Below are 18463 nucleotides of genomic sequence, written 5' to 3'. Positions count from 1 at the left end.
CGTACGCGGCGATTGTTTCGTTCCGTCCGGTCGCATGGGGTCGGTCACAACTGGTCGGTTTTCTCGCGCTCCTCGCATCGAGTTGTGACAGATTCGACTCGAGAAGACGATGTCCGAAGGGCAAGGGCTTGGCCACAGTGCCTCGCTTCTACCGCTCACCCCACCGAAATTCCGAGGAGTCGTTCGTGGCACGAACTGCCGAGTCCGTCAATGCAGTCATCAAGGCCTATGACGTACGAGGGTTGGTGGGCGAGCAGATCGACGCAGACTTCGTGCGAGACGTCGGCGCATCGTTCGCGCGATTGGTCCGAGAGAAGTCCGTCTCCCAGGTCGTGGTCGGACACGACATGCGCGCATCGTCACCGGAGTTGTCACGGGCATTCGCGGACGGAGTGACCTCACAGGGCCTCGACGTCGTCCACATAGGTCTTGCCTCGACCGATCAGCTCTACTTCGCATCAGGTGTCCTGGATTGCCCTGGTGCCATGTTCACCGCAAGCCACAATCCTGCGGAGTACAACGGCATCAAGCTGTGCCGCGCGGGAGCCAAGCCGGTAGGACAGGACACCGGACTCGGCACGATCAAGGCAGAGCTGGTCGACGGTGTTCCGCAATACGATGGGACACCTGGAACCACATCGGATCGTGATGTTCTGGTCGAGTACGCCACTTTCGTGCGTGAGCTCGCCGATCTGTCTCAGATATCAGGTGTCAAGATCGCAGTCGACGCCGGAAACGGGATGGGCGGGCATACCGTGCCTGCTGTGTTCGATTCGCTGCCGGTCACCATCTACCCCCTCTATTTCGAGCTCGACGGAACCTTCCCCAATCACGAGGCCAACCCGCTCGACCCGAAGAATCTCGTCGACTTGCAGAAGTTCGTGCGCGAAACCGGTGCCGATATCGGATTGGCATTCGACGGCGACGCGGATCGGTGCTTCGTCGTCGACGAACTCGGTAATCCCGTCTCTCCTTCGGCCGTGACCGGGCTGGTAGCCGAGCGCGAGCTCGCCAAAGAACCCGGCGCGTCGGTGATTTTCAATCTGATCACCTCCCATTCGGTTCCGGAGTTGGTGACAAGACTCGGTGGTACACCAGTGCGAACCAGGGTCGGCCATTCGTTCATCAAGCAGCAGATGGCAGAGACCGGTGCTGTTTTCGGCGGTGAGCACTCCGCCCACTACTACTTCCGCGATTTCTGGGGTGCGGACTCGGGGATGCTCGCGGCGCTGCATGTCCTGGCAGCTCTCGGCGCTACAGACCGACCGCTCTCGGAGTTGATGAAGTCATACGAGTCGTATTCTGCGTCCGGGGAGATCAACTCGACGGTCGATGATGCTGCCGAGCGCACGAGCGCAGTGCTCGTGGCCTTCGCGGACCGTACGGTATCGGTCGACCGGTTGGACGGTGTCACCATCGACCTCGCAGACGGTGCCTGGTTCAATCTCCGGGCATCGAATACCGAACCGCTGTTGCGCCTGAACGTCGAGGCCCGCACCAGCGAAGATGTCGACGCTTTGACCTCCGAGATATTGGGCATTGTGCGAGGACAACTGGAATAGTGGACTACGAGACGCTCGCACTCACGAATGCACTCGGTCGGTGAGTGGACGTCGGTAAGGAAAGGACGGTGCAGACAGCCATGACAGCTCCGTCGTCTCTGCTGAATTTGGATGACACTGCCGCACTTGCCGCCGCCGATACCGACGGGGCCCTGCGCAGCGCCGCATTGGCAGGCGCGCAGGTCCGTGCGACCTATGCAGCCGTCGAGGAGTCCGTATCCGAACGGCTGGGCGATCTTCGTCCTCGCAGCGTTGTCTTCGTCGCGGGTCAAGGTCGCGCGGGTCGGGCCGCATCCATGCTCATCGCCGCGATCGGTGCACGCATCGGTTTTCCACTTGTGCACGCCGCGACGACGCCGCTGTGGGTCGGTCCGCTCGACGTAGTTGTGATCTCCGGCGACGACGCCGGTGATCCACGGCTCGCAGAATCTACATCCGCAGCCGTTCGCCGGGGCGCCGAAACTGTTCTCGTCACCCCGGACGAGGGACCGCTGCGCTCTGCTGCGGCAGGCCGCGCTGTGTTCCTTCCCCCGAGGGTCGCTGTGCGCGAGCACAACACGTTGATGCGTTATCTGGCTGCTGGAACGGCGGTTCTCGCTGCTGTGTCCGATGGCGCCTATCGATCTTTGCTCCCCGATCTGTCCGAAGTCGCAGATCTTCTCGACGCCGAGGCGGCTCGAAACCATCCGTCGCACGAGGTTTTTCGGAACCCGGCGAAGTCGCTTGCCGCTCAGATCTCGGGCAGCAGGGTTGTGCTGTCCGGTTCGGCAGCCGTCGACGTCGAATTGGCCCGACACGGTAGTGAGGTTTTGCTGCGCGCTGCCGGCGTCGTGGCGGGGGCGAGTGAACTCTCCGATGTCATCGCCGCCGTCGTGTCCTCCGGTCGCACGAACGGTGCAGCACCCGTCGAATACGATGCCTTCTTCCACGACGAGGAGTTCGACGGGCCCCGGCCCGAACAGGCGATTCGAGTAGTGGTCTTGGCATCCGATTCTTCCGCCGCGTCGGCCGAACGTCGGACGGCTGCGCTACCGGACTCCGTTGTGATCACGGCGGGCTTACCCGAGTCCGATCGGGGGAGCATCGATTTCGGATCGTTTTCGGAGTCTGTGGACGGCGCCGGAGGTTACCGGCGAGAAGCTCGGGGCGGTGCAGGAAACAACACGCACTCTGCCGGTGAAATAGGGGCAACGGCAGTATTGGCGACGCGGCTGGAAATGGCTGCCGCGTATCTACATTTGATGGGCGGTAAATAGTGCAACCACTGCTCGGTGCAGTCAGGTCGTATGCGTGGGGATCGAGAACTGTTCTTGCAGCTTTGCAAGGCCGGCCGGTTCCGTCCGAACATCCGGAAGCCGAAATCTGGCTCGGGGCGCACCCGGCAGATCCAGCAATGATCGCCGACGGCACCTCGACGAGGTCGCTGCTCAGCGTCATCGATGAGAACCCGGCTTTCGAGCTTGGAGCCGATACGTCCGCGACGTACCAGGGAAGGCTGCCCTTTCTGTTGAAATTGCTGGCCGCCGACGAGCCGCTGTCGCTGCAGGCCCATCCGAGCGCGACCCAAGCCGCCGAGGGATTCGCGCGCGAAGAGTCAGCACGGATTCCGATCGATTCGTCATTGCGGAACTACCGCGATGCGAGCCACAAACCCGAGCTGATCGTTGCGTTGACCGAGTTTCACGCACTTGCCGGATTCAGGTGCCCGCGGCGAACGGTCGAGTTCATCGACGCGCTGAACGTGGACGCTTTGTCCGGGTACCGATCACTTTTGGCCGATCAGCCTGACGATGCAGGATTGCGGACAGTATTCACCTCCTGGATCACCTTGCCCGGACCTGCCCTCGATGCATTGTTGCCGCTGGTCGCCGACGGGTGCATCGAGTATCTCTCGACTCGTGCGCAGTCCGACGGGGGCGAATTCGTCGCGGAGGCAAGAACACTTCTCGAACTCGGCGAGTCCTATCCGGGTGATGCGGGAGTGCTGGCGGCGTTGCTACTCAACCGAGTTACGTTGACCCCCGGCCAAGGTATTTTTCTCGACGCGGGCAATCTGCACGCCTACCTGACCGGTACCGGTGTGGAGATCATGGCGAACTCCGACAATGTGTTGCGCGGCGGACTGACCACCAAGCATGTGGATGTGCCAGAACTGCTCCGGATACTGGATTTTCGGCCGGCGGAGGTGAGGATCCTCGAAGCGAAGCCCGACATGACAGACACCGTCGCCGGGTACGAGACGCCGGCGCCGGAGTTCGCGCTGAGCCGTGCCCTCGTGTCGGACGGGTCTTCGGTGAAGTCGGACAGCGACGGGCCGTCGATCGTGCTGTGCACCAAGGGGCGGGTCGTTGTGGACGACGGTGACCGCGAGTTGGTGCTCGAGCAAGGATCGGCTGTGTGGATATCTGCGGCGGATCCAGCGTTCACCGCCGCGGCGCGATGGGGAGACGCCGAGATATTTGTCGCAACCGTCGGGTAGCCTTTCGCCCGATACTGGAACCGTCCGCGTCAGAGCTCCATTCCCTTAGGGTGTTACCACAGGGGCTCCAAGGGGCGTGTGAACAAGTCGCAAGCCCGATACCGTCAGTGACCCGATCTCGACAGGTGGAACACACGCGATGACCGAAGATCGGCCGAAGAAGAGTCCGCGAACGACAGGGCTGTTCAGGACCAAGTCCGTAGAGCAGTCCATGAAGGACACGGACGAGCCGGACACCAAACTTCGGAAGGATCTCACTTCGTGGGACCTCACCGTGTTCGGCGTGGCTGTCGTCATCGGGGCAGGAATCTTCACGCTCACCGCGCGCACCGCAGGAAACGTTGCCGGTCCCTCGGTGTCGTTGGCATTTCTTCTCGCTGCAGTCGCGTGTGGGCTGGCCGCTCTCTGTTATGCCGAGTTCGCCTCGACCGTCCCGGTGGCGGGAAGCGCGTACACCTTTTCGTACGCGACCTTCGGCGAGTTCGTAGCATGGATCATCGGGTGGGACCTCATCCTCGAGTTCGCGCTGGCGTCGTCGGTGGTAGCGAAGGGGTGGTCGCTGTATCTCGGTGAGGTCATCGGGTCGGCATCGCCGATCGTGAAGATCGGTTCGCTCGACTTCGACTGGGGTGCGTTGGTTATCGTTCTCATCATCACGGTCCTACTTGTCAGCGGTACCAAGTTGTCGTCTCGGGTGTCGTTGGTGGTCACCGCGATCAAGGTCGCTGTCGTGTTGCTCGTGGTCGTTGTCGGGGCGTTCTACATCAAATCGGAGAACTACTCTCCCTACATTCCTCCCTCCCAGGGTGGCTCCACCGAAGAGGGCATTCACCAGTCGCTGTTGTCCTTCGTCACGGGCGCGGGAAGTAGCACCTTCGGGTGGTACGGGTTGCTGGCCGCTGCCAGCCTCGTCTTCTTTGCCTTCATCGGGTTCGACGTGGTCGCCACGACAGCGGAGGAAACCAAAAACCCACAGAAGGCTTTGCCTCGTGGAATTCTCGGGTCCCTTGCCATCGTGACGGTCCTCTACGTCGCGGTAACGCTCGTGCTGACCGGGATGGTGAACTACACCGAACTCGCTGGTGACGACTCCACTCTGGCGACGGCATTCGAACTCAACGGCCTCGATTGGGCGAAGAACATTATTTCGTTCGGCGCACTGGCCGGATTGACGACGGTAGTCATGGTCTTGATGCTCGGGCAGACGCGAGTGCTGTTCGCCATGTCGCGTGACGGTCTCGTCCCACATTCGTTGGCACATACGGGCTCGAGGGGTACCCCGGTAAGAATTACGCTGCTCGTCGGCGGCGTGGTCTCGGTTCTCGCCGCATTCTTTCCGATCGGCACCCTCGAAGAGATGGTGAACATCGGCACACTGTTCGCCTTCGTCCTCGTGTCGATCGGCGTGGTGGTACTCCGGCGGACGCGTCCGGACCTTCCCCGCGGATTCAAGGTTCCCCTGATGCCATTGATTCCGATTCTGGCGGTGGCCTCGTGCGTGTGGCTGATGGTCAATCTCTCGGTCGAGACGTGGATCAGGTTCGTCGTATGGATGGCGATCGGCGTCGTAATCTACTTCGCCTACAGCCGGAAGAACGCAGACGAGACGATCCGGGCGCGCGAAGCGGCCAACGAACGCGACTCGACATAGCCCGCCAGAGCGCTCAGAGCTCATTTACGGGGCAGTAGGAATGTTATAGGCTGCTCGAGCCAACTTCGGGTCGAGTTTTAGGGGTGTGGGTTGAGTCAGGCCGACCGTAACTGCGCGGTTGTCGACGGAGTCTCCGTCGGTAGCGTCCCTCCCCGCGTAGCCCTACGTCCCGAGCGCGACGCATCGCGTGCGTCCATGCCGGCGAGCGAGGTACCGTCGATCACCGCCGCGCAGCCTGTAACAGCTGAAAACCGGCGAGGCTACAAGCGGTATTTATGGCTGCTCGGTCTACTTGCGCCCGCTTCGGCTTTGTTGCCTTCGCAGTTGGTCCTGTGGACCGGCATGCCGATATTTTGGTGGAGCGGCTTGATGGTCTTCTTCGTCATCATTCCGGTCCTCGACAAGGTGGCCGGTGAGGACGGTGACAATCCGTCCGACACCGATGTGTCGTCGATGCAGGAAGACAAGTTCTATCGATGGTGCACCTATGCCTTTTTGCCCATTCAATTTTTCACGTTACTGGTCGCGTGCTGGATGTGGTCTTTTGGAGATTTGACGATCATCGACAGGATCGGTCTGGCTGCCACGGTCGGCCTCGTCGCCGGAACTGGGATCAATGCGGCGCACGAGTTGGGCCACCGGGTCGAAAGGCACGAACGTTGGCTTGCCAAAGTTGCCTTGACGCAGACCTTCTACGGACATTTTTACGTCGAGCACAACCGCGGACATCACGTCAAAGTGGCAACTCCCGATGATCCTGCCAGTTCACGGCTAGGGGAGAATCTGTGGACGTTCCTGCCTCGCACTGTGGTTCTGGGGTTGATATCGGCGTGGCATCTGGAAACGCAGAGGTTGGCTCGCGAGAGCATCCGACCTTGGAGTATCCGTAACAACCTTCTGCACTCATGGTTGATGAGTGCAGTGCTGTTCGCGCTGCTGGCGCTGGCGTTCGGGCCCGCAATTCTGCCGTACCTCGTGCTGCAGGCCGTCGTAGGTTTCTTGTTGTTGGAAACAGTCAACTATGTCGAGCACTATGGATTGCTTCGGGAAAAGAACGCTCGGGGGCGTTACGTCAGGTGCTCGTCACGGCACAGCTGGAACAGCGACCGATTGTGCACGAACATATTTCTCTATCACCTGCAGCGGCACAGTGATCATCATGCCAATCCGTCCAAGCGTTATCAGGTCCTTCGTACCTGCGACGAGGCGCCGCAGTTGCCGGCCGGATACGCAACGATGGTGATGATGGCCGCGTTCCCACCACTGTGGCGTCGGGTCATGGACCCGCGGGTCATTGCCCACTACGGCGGCGATGTGAGCCGAGCGAACATCCTTCCCCGTAAGCGCGAGAAGATTCTTCGGGCATACGCAGCGCCCGGATGCGTGCAGGCTCGGATGACCAAATGTAGGTAGCGCGAACCCTCGGCGCGTCGACCCGATAGCCTCAATGAGAACTTCACGCAATCAGGAGAGGCAAGATGACCACCTCAGTAACGCCGGATGATCGTTCGGCCACAGGATCGGCACTCACCGCGGACAACCTCGGTGGAATCGACTTCAAGGTCGCAGACCTGTCTCTGGCGGAGTTCGGCCGTAAGGAGATCCGCCTCGCCGAGCACGAAATGCCCGGTCTGATCGCACTCCGTCGCGAATACTCCGAAGTGTTGCCGCTCGCGGGCGCTCGGGTATCGGGATCGCTCCACATGACCGTGCAGACTGCCGTTCTGATCGAAACTCTGGTCGCCCTCGGCGCCGAGGTTCGCTGGGCGTCGTGCAACATCTTCTCTACCCAGGATCATGCGGCCGCGGCCGTTGTGGTCGGACCCCACGGAAGTGTCGAGGAGCCCAAGGGCGTTTCGGTCTTCGCGTGGAAGGGCGAGACCCTCGAGGACTACTGGTGGGCCGCTGAGCAGATGCTGACGTGGCCTGAAGCCGCTGACGGAACCCCACAGCCCCCCAACATGATTCTCGACGACGGCGGCGACGCGACGATGCTCGTGCTTCGTGGCGCTCAGTTCGAGAAGGCAGGCGTCGTTCCGCCCACCGACGAAGATCAGGATTCGGACGAGTACCAGGTGTTCCTCGGCCTGTTGCGCCGCTCGCTCGAAGAGTCGAAGACCAAGTGGAGCGAGATCGCAGCATCGGTCAAGGGCGTCACGGAAGAGACGACCACCGGAGTGCTGAGGCTCTACCAGTTCGCTGCCGCCGGCGAATTGACCTTCCCGGCGATCAACGTCAACGACTCGGTCACCAAGAGCAAATTCGACAACAAGTACGGCACTCGTCACTCGTTGATCGACGGAATCAACCGTGGTACCGACGTCCTCATCGGCGGTAAAGCGGTTCTGGTCTGTGGCTACGGCGACGTCGGTAAGGGCTGCGCCGAGGCATTGAAGGGCCAGGGTGCTCGCGTCACGGTCACCGAAGCCGATCCGATCAATGCACTCCAGGCGCTCATGGACGGGTTCGACGTGCGCACCGTCGAGGAGTTCATCGAGAAGGCCGACATCGTGATCACCTCCACGGGCAATCTCGGCATCATCACCTTCGCGCACATGCAGCGGATGAAGCACCAGGCAATTTTGGGCAACATCGGCCACTTCGACAACGAGATCGACATGGCCGGTCTCGAGCGCGCGAAGGACGTTACGCGGATCAACATCAAGCCGCAGGTCGACGAGTTCCAGTTCGCTGATGGCCATTCGATCATCGTGCTGTCGGAAGGCCGATTGCTGAACCTCGGCAACGCAACGGGTCATCCGTCGTTCGTGATGAGCAACAGTTTCTCCAACCAGGTCATCGCGCAGATCGAACTGTGGACCAAGCCGAGCGAGTACGACAACGAGGTGTACCGCCTGCCGAAGCACCTCGACGAGAAGGTTGCTCGCATCCACGTAGAGGCACTCGGTGGCACGATCACCAAGCTCACCAAGGAGCAGGCCGAATACATCAATGTCGACGTCGAGGGCCCGTACAAGCCCGAGCATTACCGCTACTGATCCGGACGCGGTAGCCGTGGGAAAATTGCTGGTGATCGAGGGAGTCGACGGGGCGGGCAAGAACACCCTGGCCCGCCGGCTCGTCTCGGCATGGGAGCGCGAGGGCCTCGAGGTCGCTCGCGTCGGGTTCCCGCGGTACGGATCGTCGGTTCATGCCGATCTCGCTGCCGAGGCGTTGCGCGGTGAGCACGGCGATACCGCGGAGAGTGTGCACGCGATGGCTTTGCTGTTCGCCCTGGATCGACGGGATGCGGCAGAGATGATCCGAAAGCTGCTCTTGCGCAACGATATCGTTCTGTTGGACCGATATGTCGCCTCGAATGCCGCATATACTGCTGCGCGGCTCGAAGAGCAGGCCGACGGTGCTGGGGTCGAATGGATTCGAGCTCTCGAATTCGAACGATTCGGGGTGCCGATTCCTGATGTGCAGATCCTGTTGGACGTCCCCGTCGAGCTCGCCGCCGAACGTGCTCAGGCACGTGAGAAAGAGGATTCGACTCGCGTCAGAGACTCCTACGAGCGTGACTCCTCGCTTCAAAGCAGGACTTCAGCAGCCTATTGCGGGTTGGCCGCCGCGAACTGGGTGTCACCGTGGGAGGTGATCGGCGGGGACGTCGACCCGACCCAACTCGCCGCGCACCTGGTCAATGAGACATCTGACGGCATGAAAGTGACACCATAGGAACATGAAGCCCCGGATTCTTGTAGTCGACGACGATTCGGCTCTGGCCGAAATGCTCACCATCGTCCTTCGTGGCGAGGGTTTCGAGCCTTTCGTCGTCGGTGACGGCACTCAAGCTCTTGCCGCGGTTCGCGAGAACCGACCCGATCTGGTGTTGCTGGATTTGATGCTTCCAGGTATGAACGGCATCGACGTGTGCCGAGTTCTACGTGCAGATTCGGGAGTGCCGATCGTGATGTTGACGGCAAAGACCGACACGGTCGACGTCGTTCTCGGGCTCGAATCCGGCGCAGACGACTACATCATGAAGCCGTTCAAGCCGAAGGAACTGGTCGCTCGTGTTCGGGCGCGATTGCGCCGCACCGAGGACGAGCCGGCCGAATTGTTGTCCATTGCCGACATCGTGATCGACGTCCCTGCCCACAAGGTGAGCAGGGGGGACGAGCTCGTGTCCTTGACCCCACTCGAGTTCGATCTTCTGGTGGCGCTTGCTCGCAAACCGCGGCAGGTATTCACTCGTGAGGTGCTTCTGGAACAGGTGTGGGGTTACCGCCATGCCGCTGACACACGTCTGGTCAATGTTCACGTTCAGCGCCTGCGTGCGAAGGTCGAGAAGGACGCCGAGAACCCAGAAGTCGTTCTGACCGTGAGAGGGGTCGGCTACAAGGCCGGACCGCCGTGATCCGTTTTTCCCACTCTCGGCGGCGAATCAACGGAACGTTCTCGCCGCTGTTGCGCTGGTTGCGTTCGCTCAGTACTGCGCTCGGTCATGCGTGGCGGCGTTCGCTTCAGCTGCGCGTGGTGGTCTCGACTCTGACGTTGTCGCTGGTCGTCATCACCATTCTCGGGGTCGTTCTGACCAGTCAGATAACCGATCGTCTGCTGGAGGCGAAGATCACCGCTGCCACCGAGGAACTCGATCGTTCCCGTACCACTGTCGAAGGGTCGCTGGCCGGAGCGGACGACTCGAGCGGGCTGAGTACCCGTCTCGAGCGTGCCCGTGCACAGTTGACCAGTCGCGACGTCGATGCCGGGCAGGCATCCGGGTCCGCGGGCACGTTCGACCCGGTGCTGATCGTCGAAGGCGACGGTGTTCGCAGTGACGCCTCGGTCGGTCCCGTCGATCACATTCCGGCAAGCTTGCGTGAGTTCGTCAAGCAGGGCTTGATCAGCTATCAGTACGCGACTGTCTCCGACAACGAGGGCGGCTACTCCGGGCCGGCATTGATCATGGGTTCACCCACCGGGTCCGATATCGCCGGGCTCGAGCTGTATCTGGTGTTCCCACTCGGGAGCGAGGACAGAACACTCTCACTTGTCCGCGGAACGCTCCTCATCGGTGCTGTCGTGCTGCTGGTCCTACTTGCAGCGATATCGATGCTCGTCGCCAGGCAAGTGGTCCTTCCGATTCGCTCGGCCTCACGTATCGCCGTTCGATTCGCCGATGGACGACTCAAGGAGCGAATGCCGGTGCGTGGTGAGGACGACATGGCGCGCCTTGCCATGTCGTTCAACGAGATGGCGGAAAGTCTGTCCAAACAGATCACCCAGCTCGAAGAGTTCGGAAACCTGCAGCGGCGTTTCACCTCCGACGTGAGCCACGAGCTTCGAACGCCGCTGACGACGGTGCGCATGGCCGCAGATCTGATCCACGACGGCAGTGCAGATCTCGATCCGGCCTTGCGGAGATCCTCTGAGTTGTTGGTCAACGAGCTGGACAGGTTCGAGACGCTGCTCGGGGATTTGCTCGAGATCAGCCGCCACGATGCAGGTGTCGCCGAACTCGCCGCCGAGCAACTCGATCTACGGATGTGTGCGCGAGCGGCAGTGTCCACGGTGCGGCATTTGGCTCGGGAGACTGGCACCGAGGTCATCCTGGACATGCCCGATCGTGCCGTCATCGCCGAGGTGGATCCGCGTCGTGTCGAGCGAATTCTGCGAAACCTGCTTGCCAATGCTCTCGATCACGGTGAAGGGAAGCCGGTTTTGTTACGACTTCGAGCCAATGCGGACGCTGCGGCCTTTGTCGTTCGAGATCAAGGAGTGGGACTGCGTCCAGGTGAGGAGAAGCTCGTTTTCAATCGCTTCTGGCGTTCGGATCCTTCTCGCGTACGCAGATCGGGCGGGACCGGACTCGGCCTTGCCATCAGCGTCGAGGATGCACGGTTGCACGACGGGAAGCTCGAGGCGTGGGGCGCTGTGGGTGAAGGCGCATGCTTCCGGTTGACGTTGCCGCTCGTGCGAGGCCACAAAGTGATCGGAAGTCCATTGCCTCTGAAGCCGAGCACTCGGCGTTACTCACAGGGCCAGCCGCTTCCCTCGTCGACCTCGCGCACCGACGCGCCGCCGACGCCGGACGCAGAGCACCCGGCGTTGACGCCTGCGGTGTCCAGCGAGTCGACGGACCCTTCGAACCCGTCGGACTCATCGTGATCCGGCGGTGTTCGGCGACCGTTGCCGCTGTGCTGGTCGTTCTCCTGTCCCTCGCAGGATGCGCAAGTCTGCCCGAATCGTCGACCCCCCAGGCAATAGGTTCGATCACAGGAGGGGCAGCGTCGACTACGCCGCCACCGCCGGCGGAAGGACGTGAGCCCGATCTGCTCGTACGCGACTTTCTCGTGGCGAGCGCGAATTCGGCGAATCGCCATCAAGCTGCACGTCAATATTTGACACGCGAGGCCTCCGGTAGCTGGGATGACGGAGCCAAAACCGTCGTGGCGGACAGAATCGACCTGTTGTCCGGTCCTCGCACTTCGGATGAGTCGGAGTACACGATTCGATCCAACACCGTGGGCGTCCTCGCGTCGGGTGGTGACTATCAGGCCGGTGCAGGCACGGTTGACTCGACGATTCGGATGGTCAAGGTCGACGGGGAGTGGCGCATCGACGAGCTTCCTCCAGGCGTACTGATCGATCGCTCGCAGTTCTTCAATGCCTATCAACGCCAGTCGTTGTTTTTCGTCGATCCGCTCGGCGCTGCGTTGGTTCCCGACGTCCGGTGGCTCACCGGGTCTCCCGATCAACTGGCCAACCAGCTCGTGCAATTGCTGATCGACGGGCCGAAACAGACGTTGGCGCCGGCGGTGTCGAACGAATTGTCGAACAATGTCGGTGTTCGTGGGCCGATCACCAAGGCCGATGGTCGAACAACACAGGTCGGCGTCGGTGCAGGCGGAGTGAAAATCGATTTCGGCGGACTGCAGTCGATGGATACGAAGAATCGTGAGCTACTTGCTGCCCAGGTGGTCTGGACGTTGGCATCGGCGGATATATCCGGTCCGTACGTTCTGCTCGCCGACGGACAACCTCTCGATGACGACAAGCCGGACGGGTGGACGACCGCGGACGTCGGTTCTCTCGATCCGTTGGGGACACCCGAGACTGCAGTGGGCCTACACGCGTTGGTCGCCGGGCAACTGATGTCGGTAGAGGATTACGGTGCCGTTCCTGTTCCAGGATATTTCGGCACCGTCAACAATCTGCGTAGCGTCGCGCTGTCGAACGACGGAACGTTGGTGGCCGGCGTAGCAGACACTGGCCGCCCGGTGCCCGAGCCGTCCTCGACATTGATGATCGGTGGGTACGACAGTGGTGCCTTCCCCGTGGCGGAGGGGCAGTCGATCACCAGACCTTCCTGGGGTGCCGACAACAACGCGGCGTGGGCTGTCATCGACGGAACGAATGTGATTCGCGCAGCACGGGATCCAGCGACGGGGCAGGTGTCGGTCGTTCCGGTGGATGCCACCGCCGTCACTGCGCTCGGTGTGAGGATCACCGACCTACGGCTATCACGCGACGGCGTCCGGGCGGCCATGATCGTCGACGGGTTGGTATACGTCGCGTCGGTCGTGCGCAAGGAGAATGGCTCGTACTCCCTCATGTCTCCCAAGGCGGTCGCGAACGGTCTCGGCAGCGACGCTCTTGCGTTGGACTGGAGTACCGGCGATGCCATCGTCATCGTGCGTATCGCGACCGACGTGCCGGTAGTGCAGGTTACGACCGACGGTTCGCGCCTCGACGCGCTTCCGAGCCGGAACCTGACGACCCCGGTGCTCTCTGTCGACGCGTCGCCGACGAACGAGTACGTCGCGGATTCGCGCGCAGTGTTTCAGCTGAACAACGGAGATCCCGCCGGTGACCGCTACTGGCGTGAAGTGGCCGGACTGGCGGGAGTGAAAGCGATACCGATTCTGCCAGGCTGAGTGCCGAGACCGGCAGAAAACGCTGTCGTACCCGGCTGCTTTGATTCGCCGTATGAAAGCAACTGTCCGGACGCTGTTCGACCTCGCACTCCCTCGTGAGTGTGGTGGCTGCGGTGCTCTGGGAACCCTGTGGTGTTCACGGTGCGAGAACACGGTGTGTTCCGCCGTCGAGCGGGTATCGCCCCGTGTCGACCCAGGAGTGCCGTGCTGGGCGCTCGGGCCGTACTCCGGGCCTCGCCGAATCGCGGTCCTCGAGCTGAAGGAACGGAACCGGCACGACGTGGCCGTCCCGCTCGGTCGGGCCCTTGCCCACGCGGTCCAGAAACTGCGGATACTCGGTGAGATCGATCCGCCGGAGCTTTCTTCTCTCGTGCTCGTGCCTGCGCCCACCCGAGCACGAGCAGCGCGCGGGCGAGGTGGTGATCATGTAGAGCGCTGTGCCAGGGCGGCCGCGGCCGAGCTACGGCATGAAGTCGTGCGGATACCGTCGGTATTGCGGATGCGCAGGGGAGTGCGAGATTCGGTCGGGCTCAGTGCGTCCGAGCGGCAGGCGAACGTTTCGGGTCGGATCGACATGGCACGCTCGTACAGTCCTGGATCTTCCGGTCGTCGATATCGCCGACGCACCGAAATCCGCGATATCGCTGCGCGCGTGAGAATTCCGCGCGAGAGAACGATCCTTCTGGTGGACGATGTACTTACCACCGGTGCGACGGCAACCGAATCAGTAAGTGTCCTAACGAATTCGGGAGTGCGTGTCGATGGGGTGTTGGTAATTGCTGCGGTTCGTTAGGGGGCCTCGATAGTGCACTCCGGACACGCGGACGCACCAATTTCGAGTGAAGAGTGGCACACGAGCGGATGACAGACTAACGTCGCGGACACGACCTCGACATGTTTTACGAGGTCTCGTAGTGGAGGTGATGCAGCCGCACGTGATGCCGGTTGGTTCCCCATTCGGCATGAACATTTGCCGCACTGCGAAAAGCGGTGCAGCCTATATCGGGAGGTACGAGTGACGACCCCTTCACAAGCTTCTGTTTTCTTCGACGAGAAGCCTTCGGACGAGTCCACCAAGACCAATGCCGACATTGTGGTCAAGGGCCGCAATGTCGAGATCCCAGACCACTTCCGGGTGTACGTCTCCGAAAAACTAGCCCGACTCGAGCGCTTCGACCCTTCCATCTACCTCTTCGACGTCGAACTGCAGCACGAGCGCAACCGTCGACAAGCCAAAGCATGTCAGCGCGTAGAAATCACCGCAAAAGGCAAGGGCCCGGTTGTTCGAGCAGAAGCTACTGCCGACAGCTTCTATGCAGCACTCGAGTCCGTCACATCCAAACTGGAAGCGCGTCTTCGTCGGACCAAGGATCGCCGCAAGGTCCACTACGGAGACAAGACTCCGGTGTCGGTGGCCGAGGCAACGGCAGAGTTGGCCGAGGATGACAGTCTTGCGCTGAATCCGGACATCAAGCTGGATTCGTTCGAGGACGAGGCGACGGGACCCGGACAGATCGTCCGAACCAAAGTCCACTCTGCTGCACCGATGAGCGTGGACGACGCACTCTACGAGATGGAATTGGTCGGTCACGACTTCTACCTCTTCCATGACAGCGCCTCCGACCGACCGTCCGTCGTGTATCGGCGGCACGCATTCGACTACGGCCTGATCAGACTCACCTGATCTGGCCGAAGACATAGGTCCGACGTACGTTTCGAGCCGCATCAGTGGGCCCGACCGGGGGTTCGACCCCAGGTCGGGCCCACCAACGTGTGGTGGGCCTACAAAGCACTCAGCATCAGCGCCTACCATGGACGCGTCGGTCCGCTGCTGACATGAGACTTTCATGTGAGTGCAGCGCAACCGTTGCTGCCGTAACGCCCCGCTACGACGTAGATGACCAGTCGATATCTTGTAAGCCGATATCCGTAACCGAGGATCGAGGACGAGAAAGCCCGTGCCTTCGCTGTCGTTTTCCAAGCTGCTCCGTGTTGGTGAAGGTCGCATGGTCAAGCGGCTCAAGAACATCGCAGACCATGTGTCCACCCTGTCTCCGGACGTCGAGCGGCTGTCCGACGCCGAACTGCATGGCAAGACCGCAGAGTTCAAGAATCGATTCGCGTCCGGTGAAACTCTGGACGAGCTGCTGCCGGAGGCTTTCGCCGTCGCCAGAGAAGCATCGTCGAGAGTGCTGTCGCAGCGACATTTCGACGTCCAGGTGATGGGCGGAGCAGCTCTGCATTTCGGGAACATCGCCGAGATGAAGACAGGCGAGGGCAAAACTCTGACCTGCGTTCTGCCTGCATATCTCAACGCGATCTCCGGCAACGGGGTGCACGTGGTGACCGTCAACGACTACCTGGCCAGGCGAGATTCGGAGTGGATGGGCCGAGTCCACCGCTTCCTCGGCCTCGAGGTCGACGTCATTCTCTCGGGAATGACGCCTACCGAGCGACGTGCGGCCTATTCGGCCGACATCACCTACGGAACGAACAACGAATTCGGATTCGACTACCTCCGCGACAACATGACGCACTCCCTCGACGATCTGGTGCAGCGGGGTCACAACTTCGCTGTCGTCGACGAGGTCGATTCGATCCTCATCGACGAGGCGCGCACGCCGCTGATCATCTCGGGTCCGGCCGACGCGTCGTCGAAATGGTACGGGGAATTTGCCCGAATCGTGCCGATGATGAAGGTCGACGTGCACTACGAGGTCGACATCCGTAAGCGCACCATCGGTGTCCACGAGGCGGGCGTCGAATTCGTCGAGGACCAGCTCGGCATCGACAATCTGTACGAGGCCGCCAATTCTCCGTTGGTGAACTACCTCAACAACGCGATCAAGGCGAAAGAGCTCTACGCCAAGGACAAGGACTACATCGTCCGCGACGGCGAGGTCATCATCGTCGATGAGTTCACCGGCCGCATCCTCGTGGGGCGTCGATACAACGAGGGTATGCACCAGGCCATCGAGGCCAAGGAAAAGGTCGAGATCAAGGCCGAGAATCAGACTCTCGCCACGATCACGCTGCAGAACTATTTCCGGCTGTACGACACCTTGTCCGGCATGACTGGTACTGCCCAGACCGAAGCGGCCGAGCTTCATCAGATCTACGGGTTGGGCGTCATTCCGATTCCGACCAACCGCCCGATGGTTCGCGTCGACAATGGCGACCTCATCTACAAGACCGAAGAGGCGAAGTTCGATGCGGTGGTCGCCGACGTCGTCGCACGGCACACCAAGGGGCAGCCGGTTCTTATCGGAACGACGAGTGTCGAGCGTTCGGAGTACTTGTCCAAGCAGTTCACCAAGCAAGGCGTAGTGCACAGCGTGCTCAACGCGAAGTTCCACGAGCAGGAAGCCACCATCGTGGCCGAGGCCGGCATGCTCGGTGCCGTCACTGTGGCAACCAACATGGCGGGACGTGGCACCGACGTCGTGCTGGGTGGCAACCCCGACATCATCACCGATCTGCAACTGCGTAAGCAGGGTCTGGACCCGGTGGAGACACCCGACGCCTATCAAGATGCGTGGGAGCTTTCGCTGGAGACGGTGAAGGCCCAGGTGAAAGCCGACGCAGCGACCGTGCGTGATGCAGGCGGGCTGTACGTCCTCGGTACCGAGCGGCACGACTCGCGACGGATCGACAACCAGCTTCGTGGCCGCTCCGGTCGTCAGGGTGACCCGGGGGAGTCCCGCTTCTATCTGTCGCTCGGTGACGAGTTGATGCGTCGATTCAACGGTGGCGCACTCGAATCGATCATGACTCGTCTCAACTTGCCCGATGACGTGCCGATCGAGGCCAAAATGGTCTCGAAGGCCATCAAGAGTGCGCAGACCCAGGTCGAGCAGCAGAACTTCGAGATCCGCAAGAACGTCCTGAAGTACGACGAGGTCATGAACCAGCAGCGCACCGTCATCTACGAGGAGCGGCGCCGCATCCTCGAGGGCGCAGATATGGAAGGCCAGGTCGAGGGGATGATCACCGATGTGATCACCGCCTACGTCACCGGGGCCACTGCTGACGGGTACGTCGAGGATTGGGATCTCGAGCAGTTGTGGACGGCATTGAAGACCTTGTATCCGGTTGGTCTGGATTACAAGGAGCTCTCGCAGGAGAACGAGTTCGGCGAAAAGGGTGATCTGAGCCGCGAGGAGCTCTTGGAGGCGTTGCTTGCCGACGCTCGAGCCGCGTACGCGACGCGTGAGAAGAACATCGAAGAGATCGCGGGCGAGAACGGAATGCGTGAGCTGGAGCGTCGCGTGCTGCTCTCGGTGCTCGATCGAAAGTGGCGTGAGCACCTCTACGAGATGGACTACCTCAAGGAGGGCATCGGCCTGCGCGCGATGGCGCAGCGGGATCCGCTGGTGGAGTACCAGCGCGAGGGGTACGACATGTTCCAGGGAATGTTGGAGGGGTTGAAAGAGGAATCCGTCGGGTTCTTGTTCAACCTGCAGGTCGAGGCGACCCCAGCGCCCGCAGGTCCTGCGGTGGGGGCAGGCCTGGCGGTCGCGCCCGGTCTGGCATCTCCGATCGGTACGGCCGGCGCCTCGATGCAGAAGTCGACAGCTGCCCAGAAGGCACCGATTCAGAATCCGCTGCCGGCACAGGACAACCTCGCACAGCCTGCGCAGGGTGCGGCACCGAGCGCCGTTCGTGCGAAGGGCCTCGACGAACGCCCCAGTGGGAGGTTGACGTTCTCCGGTCCGGACGAAGACGGCGGTACCGAGGTACGGCGTTCGGGCGGATCCGGTCAAGGGGGATCAGCGACTGCAGGAACACCGGTCACCCATGAAGGGACGCGCAGGGAGCGCCGAGAGGCAGCTCGCGAGCAGTCGAAAACCTCCAACAAGTCCGGTAGGTCCAAGAAGAAGCGTTGAGA

General features: G+C 61.5%; 13 protein-coding genes. All 13 read left to right on the top strand.

Features of this window, described 5'->3' with window-relative positions; translation table 11 throughout:
• The first annotated feature begins 185 nt into the window (after positions 1-185).
• The 13 genes from QMK32_RS15435 to secA all read left to right on the top strand — a co-directional run bounded on the left by QMK32_RS15435 (position 186) and on the right by secA (position 18461).
• Complete coding sequence (locus QMK32_RS15435; RefSeq protein ID WP_283475939.1) at positions 186-1562, top strand: phosphomannomutase/phosphoglucomutase; 1377 nt, start codon at positions 186-188, stop codon at positions 1560-1562.
• Positions 1563-1642: 80 nt separating this feature from the next.
• The gene (locus tag QMK32_RS15430) at positions 1643-2818 is read left to right on the top strand and encodes a tobH protein (RefSeq protein WP_283475937.1); all 1176 of its coding nucleotides are present in this window, start codon (positions 1643-1645) and stop codon (positions 2816-2818) included.
• Positions 2818-4041: a mannose-6-phosphate isomerase, class I gene (gene manA / locus QMK32_RS15425; RefSeq protein ID WP_283475935.1), complete on the top strand. Its 1224-nt coding sequence runs from the start codon at positions 2818-2820 to the stop codon at positions 4039-4041. The genes QMK32_RS15430 and manA overlap by 1 nt, the downstream gene beginning before the upstream one ends.
• A gap of 139 nt (positions 4042-4180) precedes the next feature.
• A complete protein-coding gene (locus QMK32_RS15420) occupies positions 4181-5692 on the top strand; it encodes an amino acid permease (protein WP_283475933.1) in 1512 nt (503 codons plus the stop codon).
• A 195-nt stretch (positions 5693-5887) separates the two neighbouring features.
• Complete coding sequence (locus QMK32_RS15415; RefSeq protein ID WP_502943642.1) at positions 5888-7105, top strand: alkane 1-monooxygenase; 1218 nt, start codon at positions 5888-5890, stop codon at positions 7103-7105.
• 65 nt (positions 7106-7170) lie between these two features.
• Entirely contained in the window at positions 7171-8691 is a 1521-nt protein-coding gene (ahcY, locus tag QMK32_RS15410) for an adenosylhomocysteinase (RefSeq protein WP_283475931.1), read from the top strand.
• A 16-nt stretch (positions 8692-8707) separates the two neighbouring features.
• The gene (locus QMK32_RS15405; protein WP_283475930.1) at positions 8708-9373 is read left to right on the top strand and encodes a dTMP kinase; all 666 of its coding nucleotides are present in this window, start codon (positions 8708-8710) and stop codon (positions 9371-9373) included.
• A gap of 4 nt (positions 9374-9377) precedes the next feature.
• Positions 9378-10055: an MtrAB system response regulator MtrA gene (mtrA, locus tag QMK32_RS15400; protein ID WP_084346856.1), complete on the top strand. Its 678-nt coding sequence runs from the start codon at positions 9378-9380 to the stop codon at positions 10053-10055.
• Positions 10052-11806: an MtrAB system histidine kinase MtrB gene (mtrB, locus tag QMK32_RS15395; RefSeq protein ID WP_283475929.1), complete on the top strand. Its 1755-nt coding sequence runs from the start codon at positions 10052-10054 to the stop codon at positions 11804-11806. Before mtrA ends, mtrB begins: the two co-directional genes overlap by 4 nt.
• Positions 11806-13575, top strand: a complete 1770-nt coding sequence (gene lpqB, locus QMK32_RS15390) for an MtrAB system accessory lipoprotein LpqB (protein WP_283476135.1) — start codon at positions 11806-11808, stop codon at positions 13573-13575. Before mtrB ends, lpqB begins: the two co-directional genes overlap by 1 nt.
• A gap of 52 nt (positions 13576-13627) precedes the next feature.
• Positions 13628-14368, top strand: coding sequence for a ComF family protein (locus tag QMK32_RS15385; protein WP_283475927.1), 741 nt, complete (start codon positions 13628-13630; stop codon positions 14366-14368).
• A gap of 222 nt (positions 14369-14590) precedes the next feature.
• Positions 14591-15259 (top strand): ribosome hibernation-promoting factor, HPF/YfiA family, encoded by a 669-nt coding sequence (gene hpf / locus QMK32_RS15380; protein WP_283475925.1) that lies wholly within the window; start codon positions 14591-14593, stop codon positions 15257-15259.
• A gap of 274 nt (positions 15260-15533) precedes the next feature.
• Positions 15534-18461, top strand: a complete 2928-nt coding sequence (gene secA / locus QMK32_RS15375) for a preprotein translocase subunit SecA (RefSeq protein ID WP_283475924.1) — start codon at positions 15534-15536, stop codon at positions 18459-18461.
• Positions 18462-18463 lie beyond the last annotated feature (2 nt).

The sequence above is a fragment of the Rhodococcus sp. H29-C3 genome (genome assembly GCF_030063405.1).
In the GTDB taxonomy this organism is placed as follows: domain Bacteria; phylum Actinomycetota; class Actinomycetes; order Mycobacteriales; family Mycobacteriaceae; genus Rhodococcoides.
This window is presented reverse-complemented; position numbering and strand designations above follow the sequence as displayed.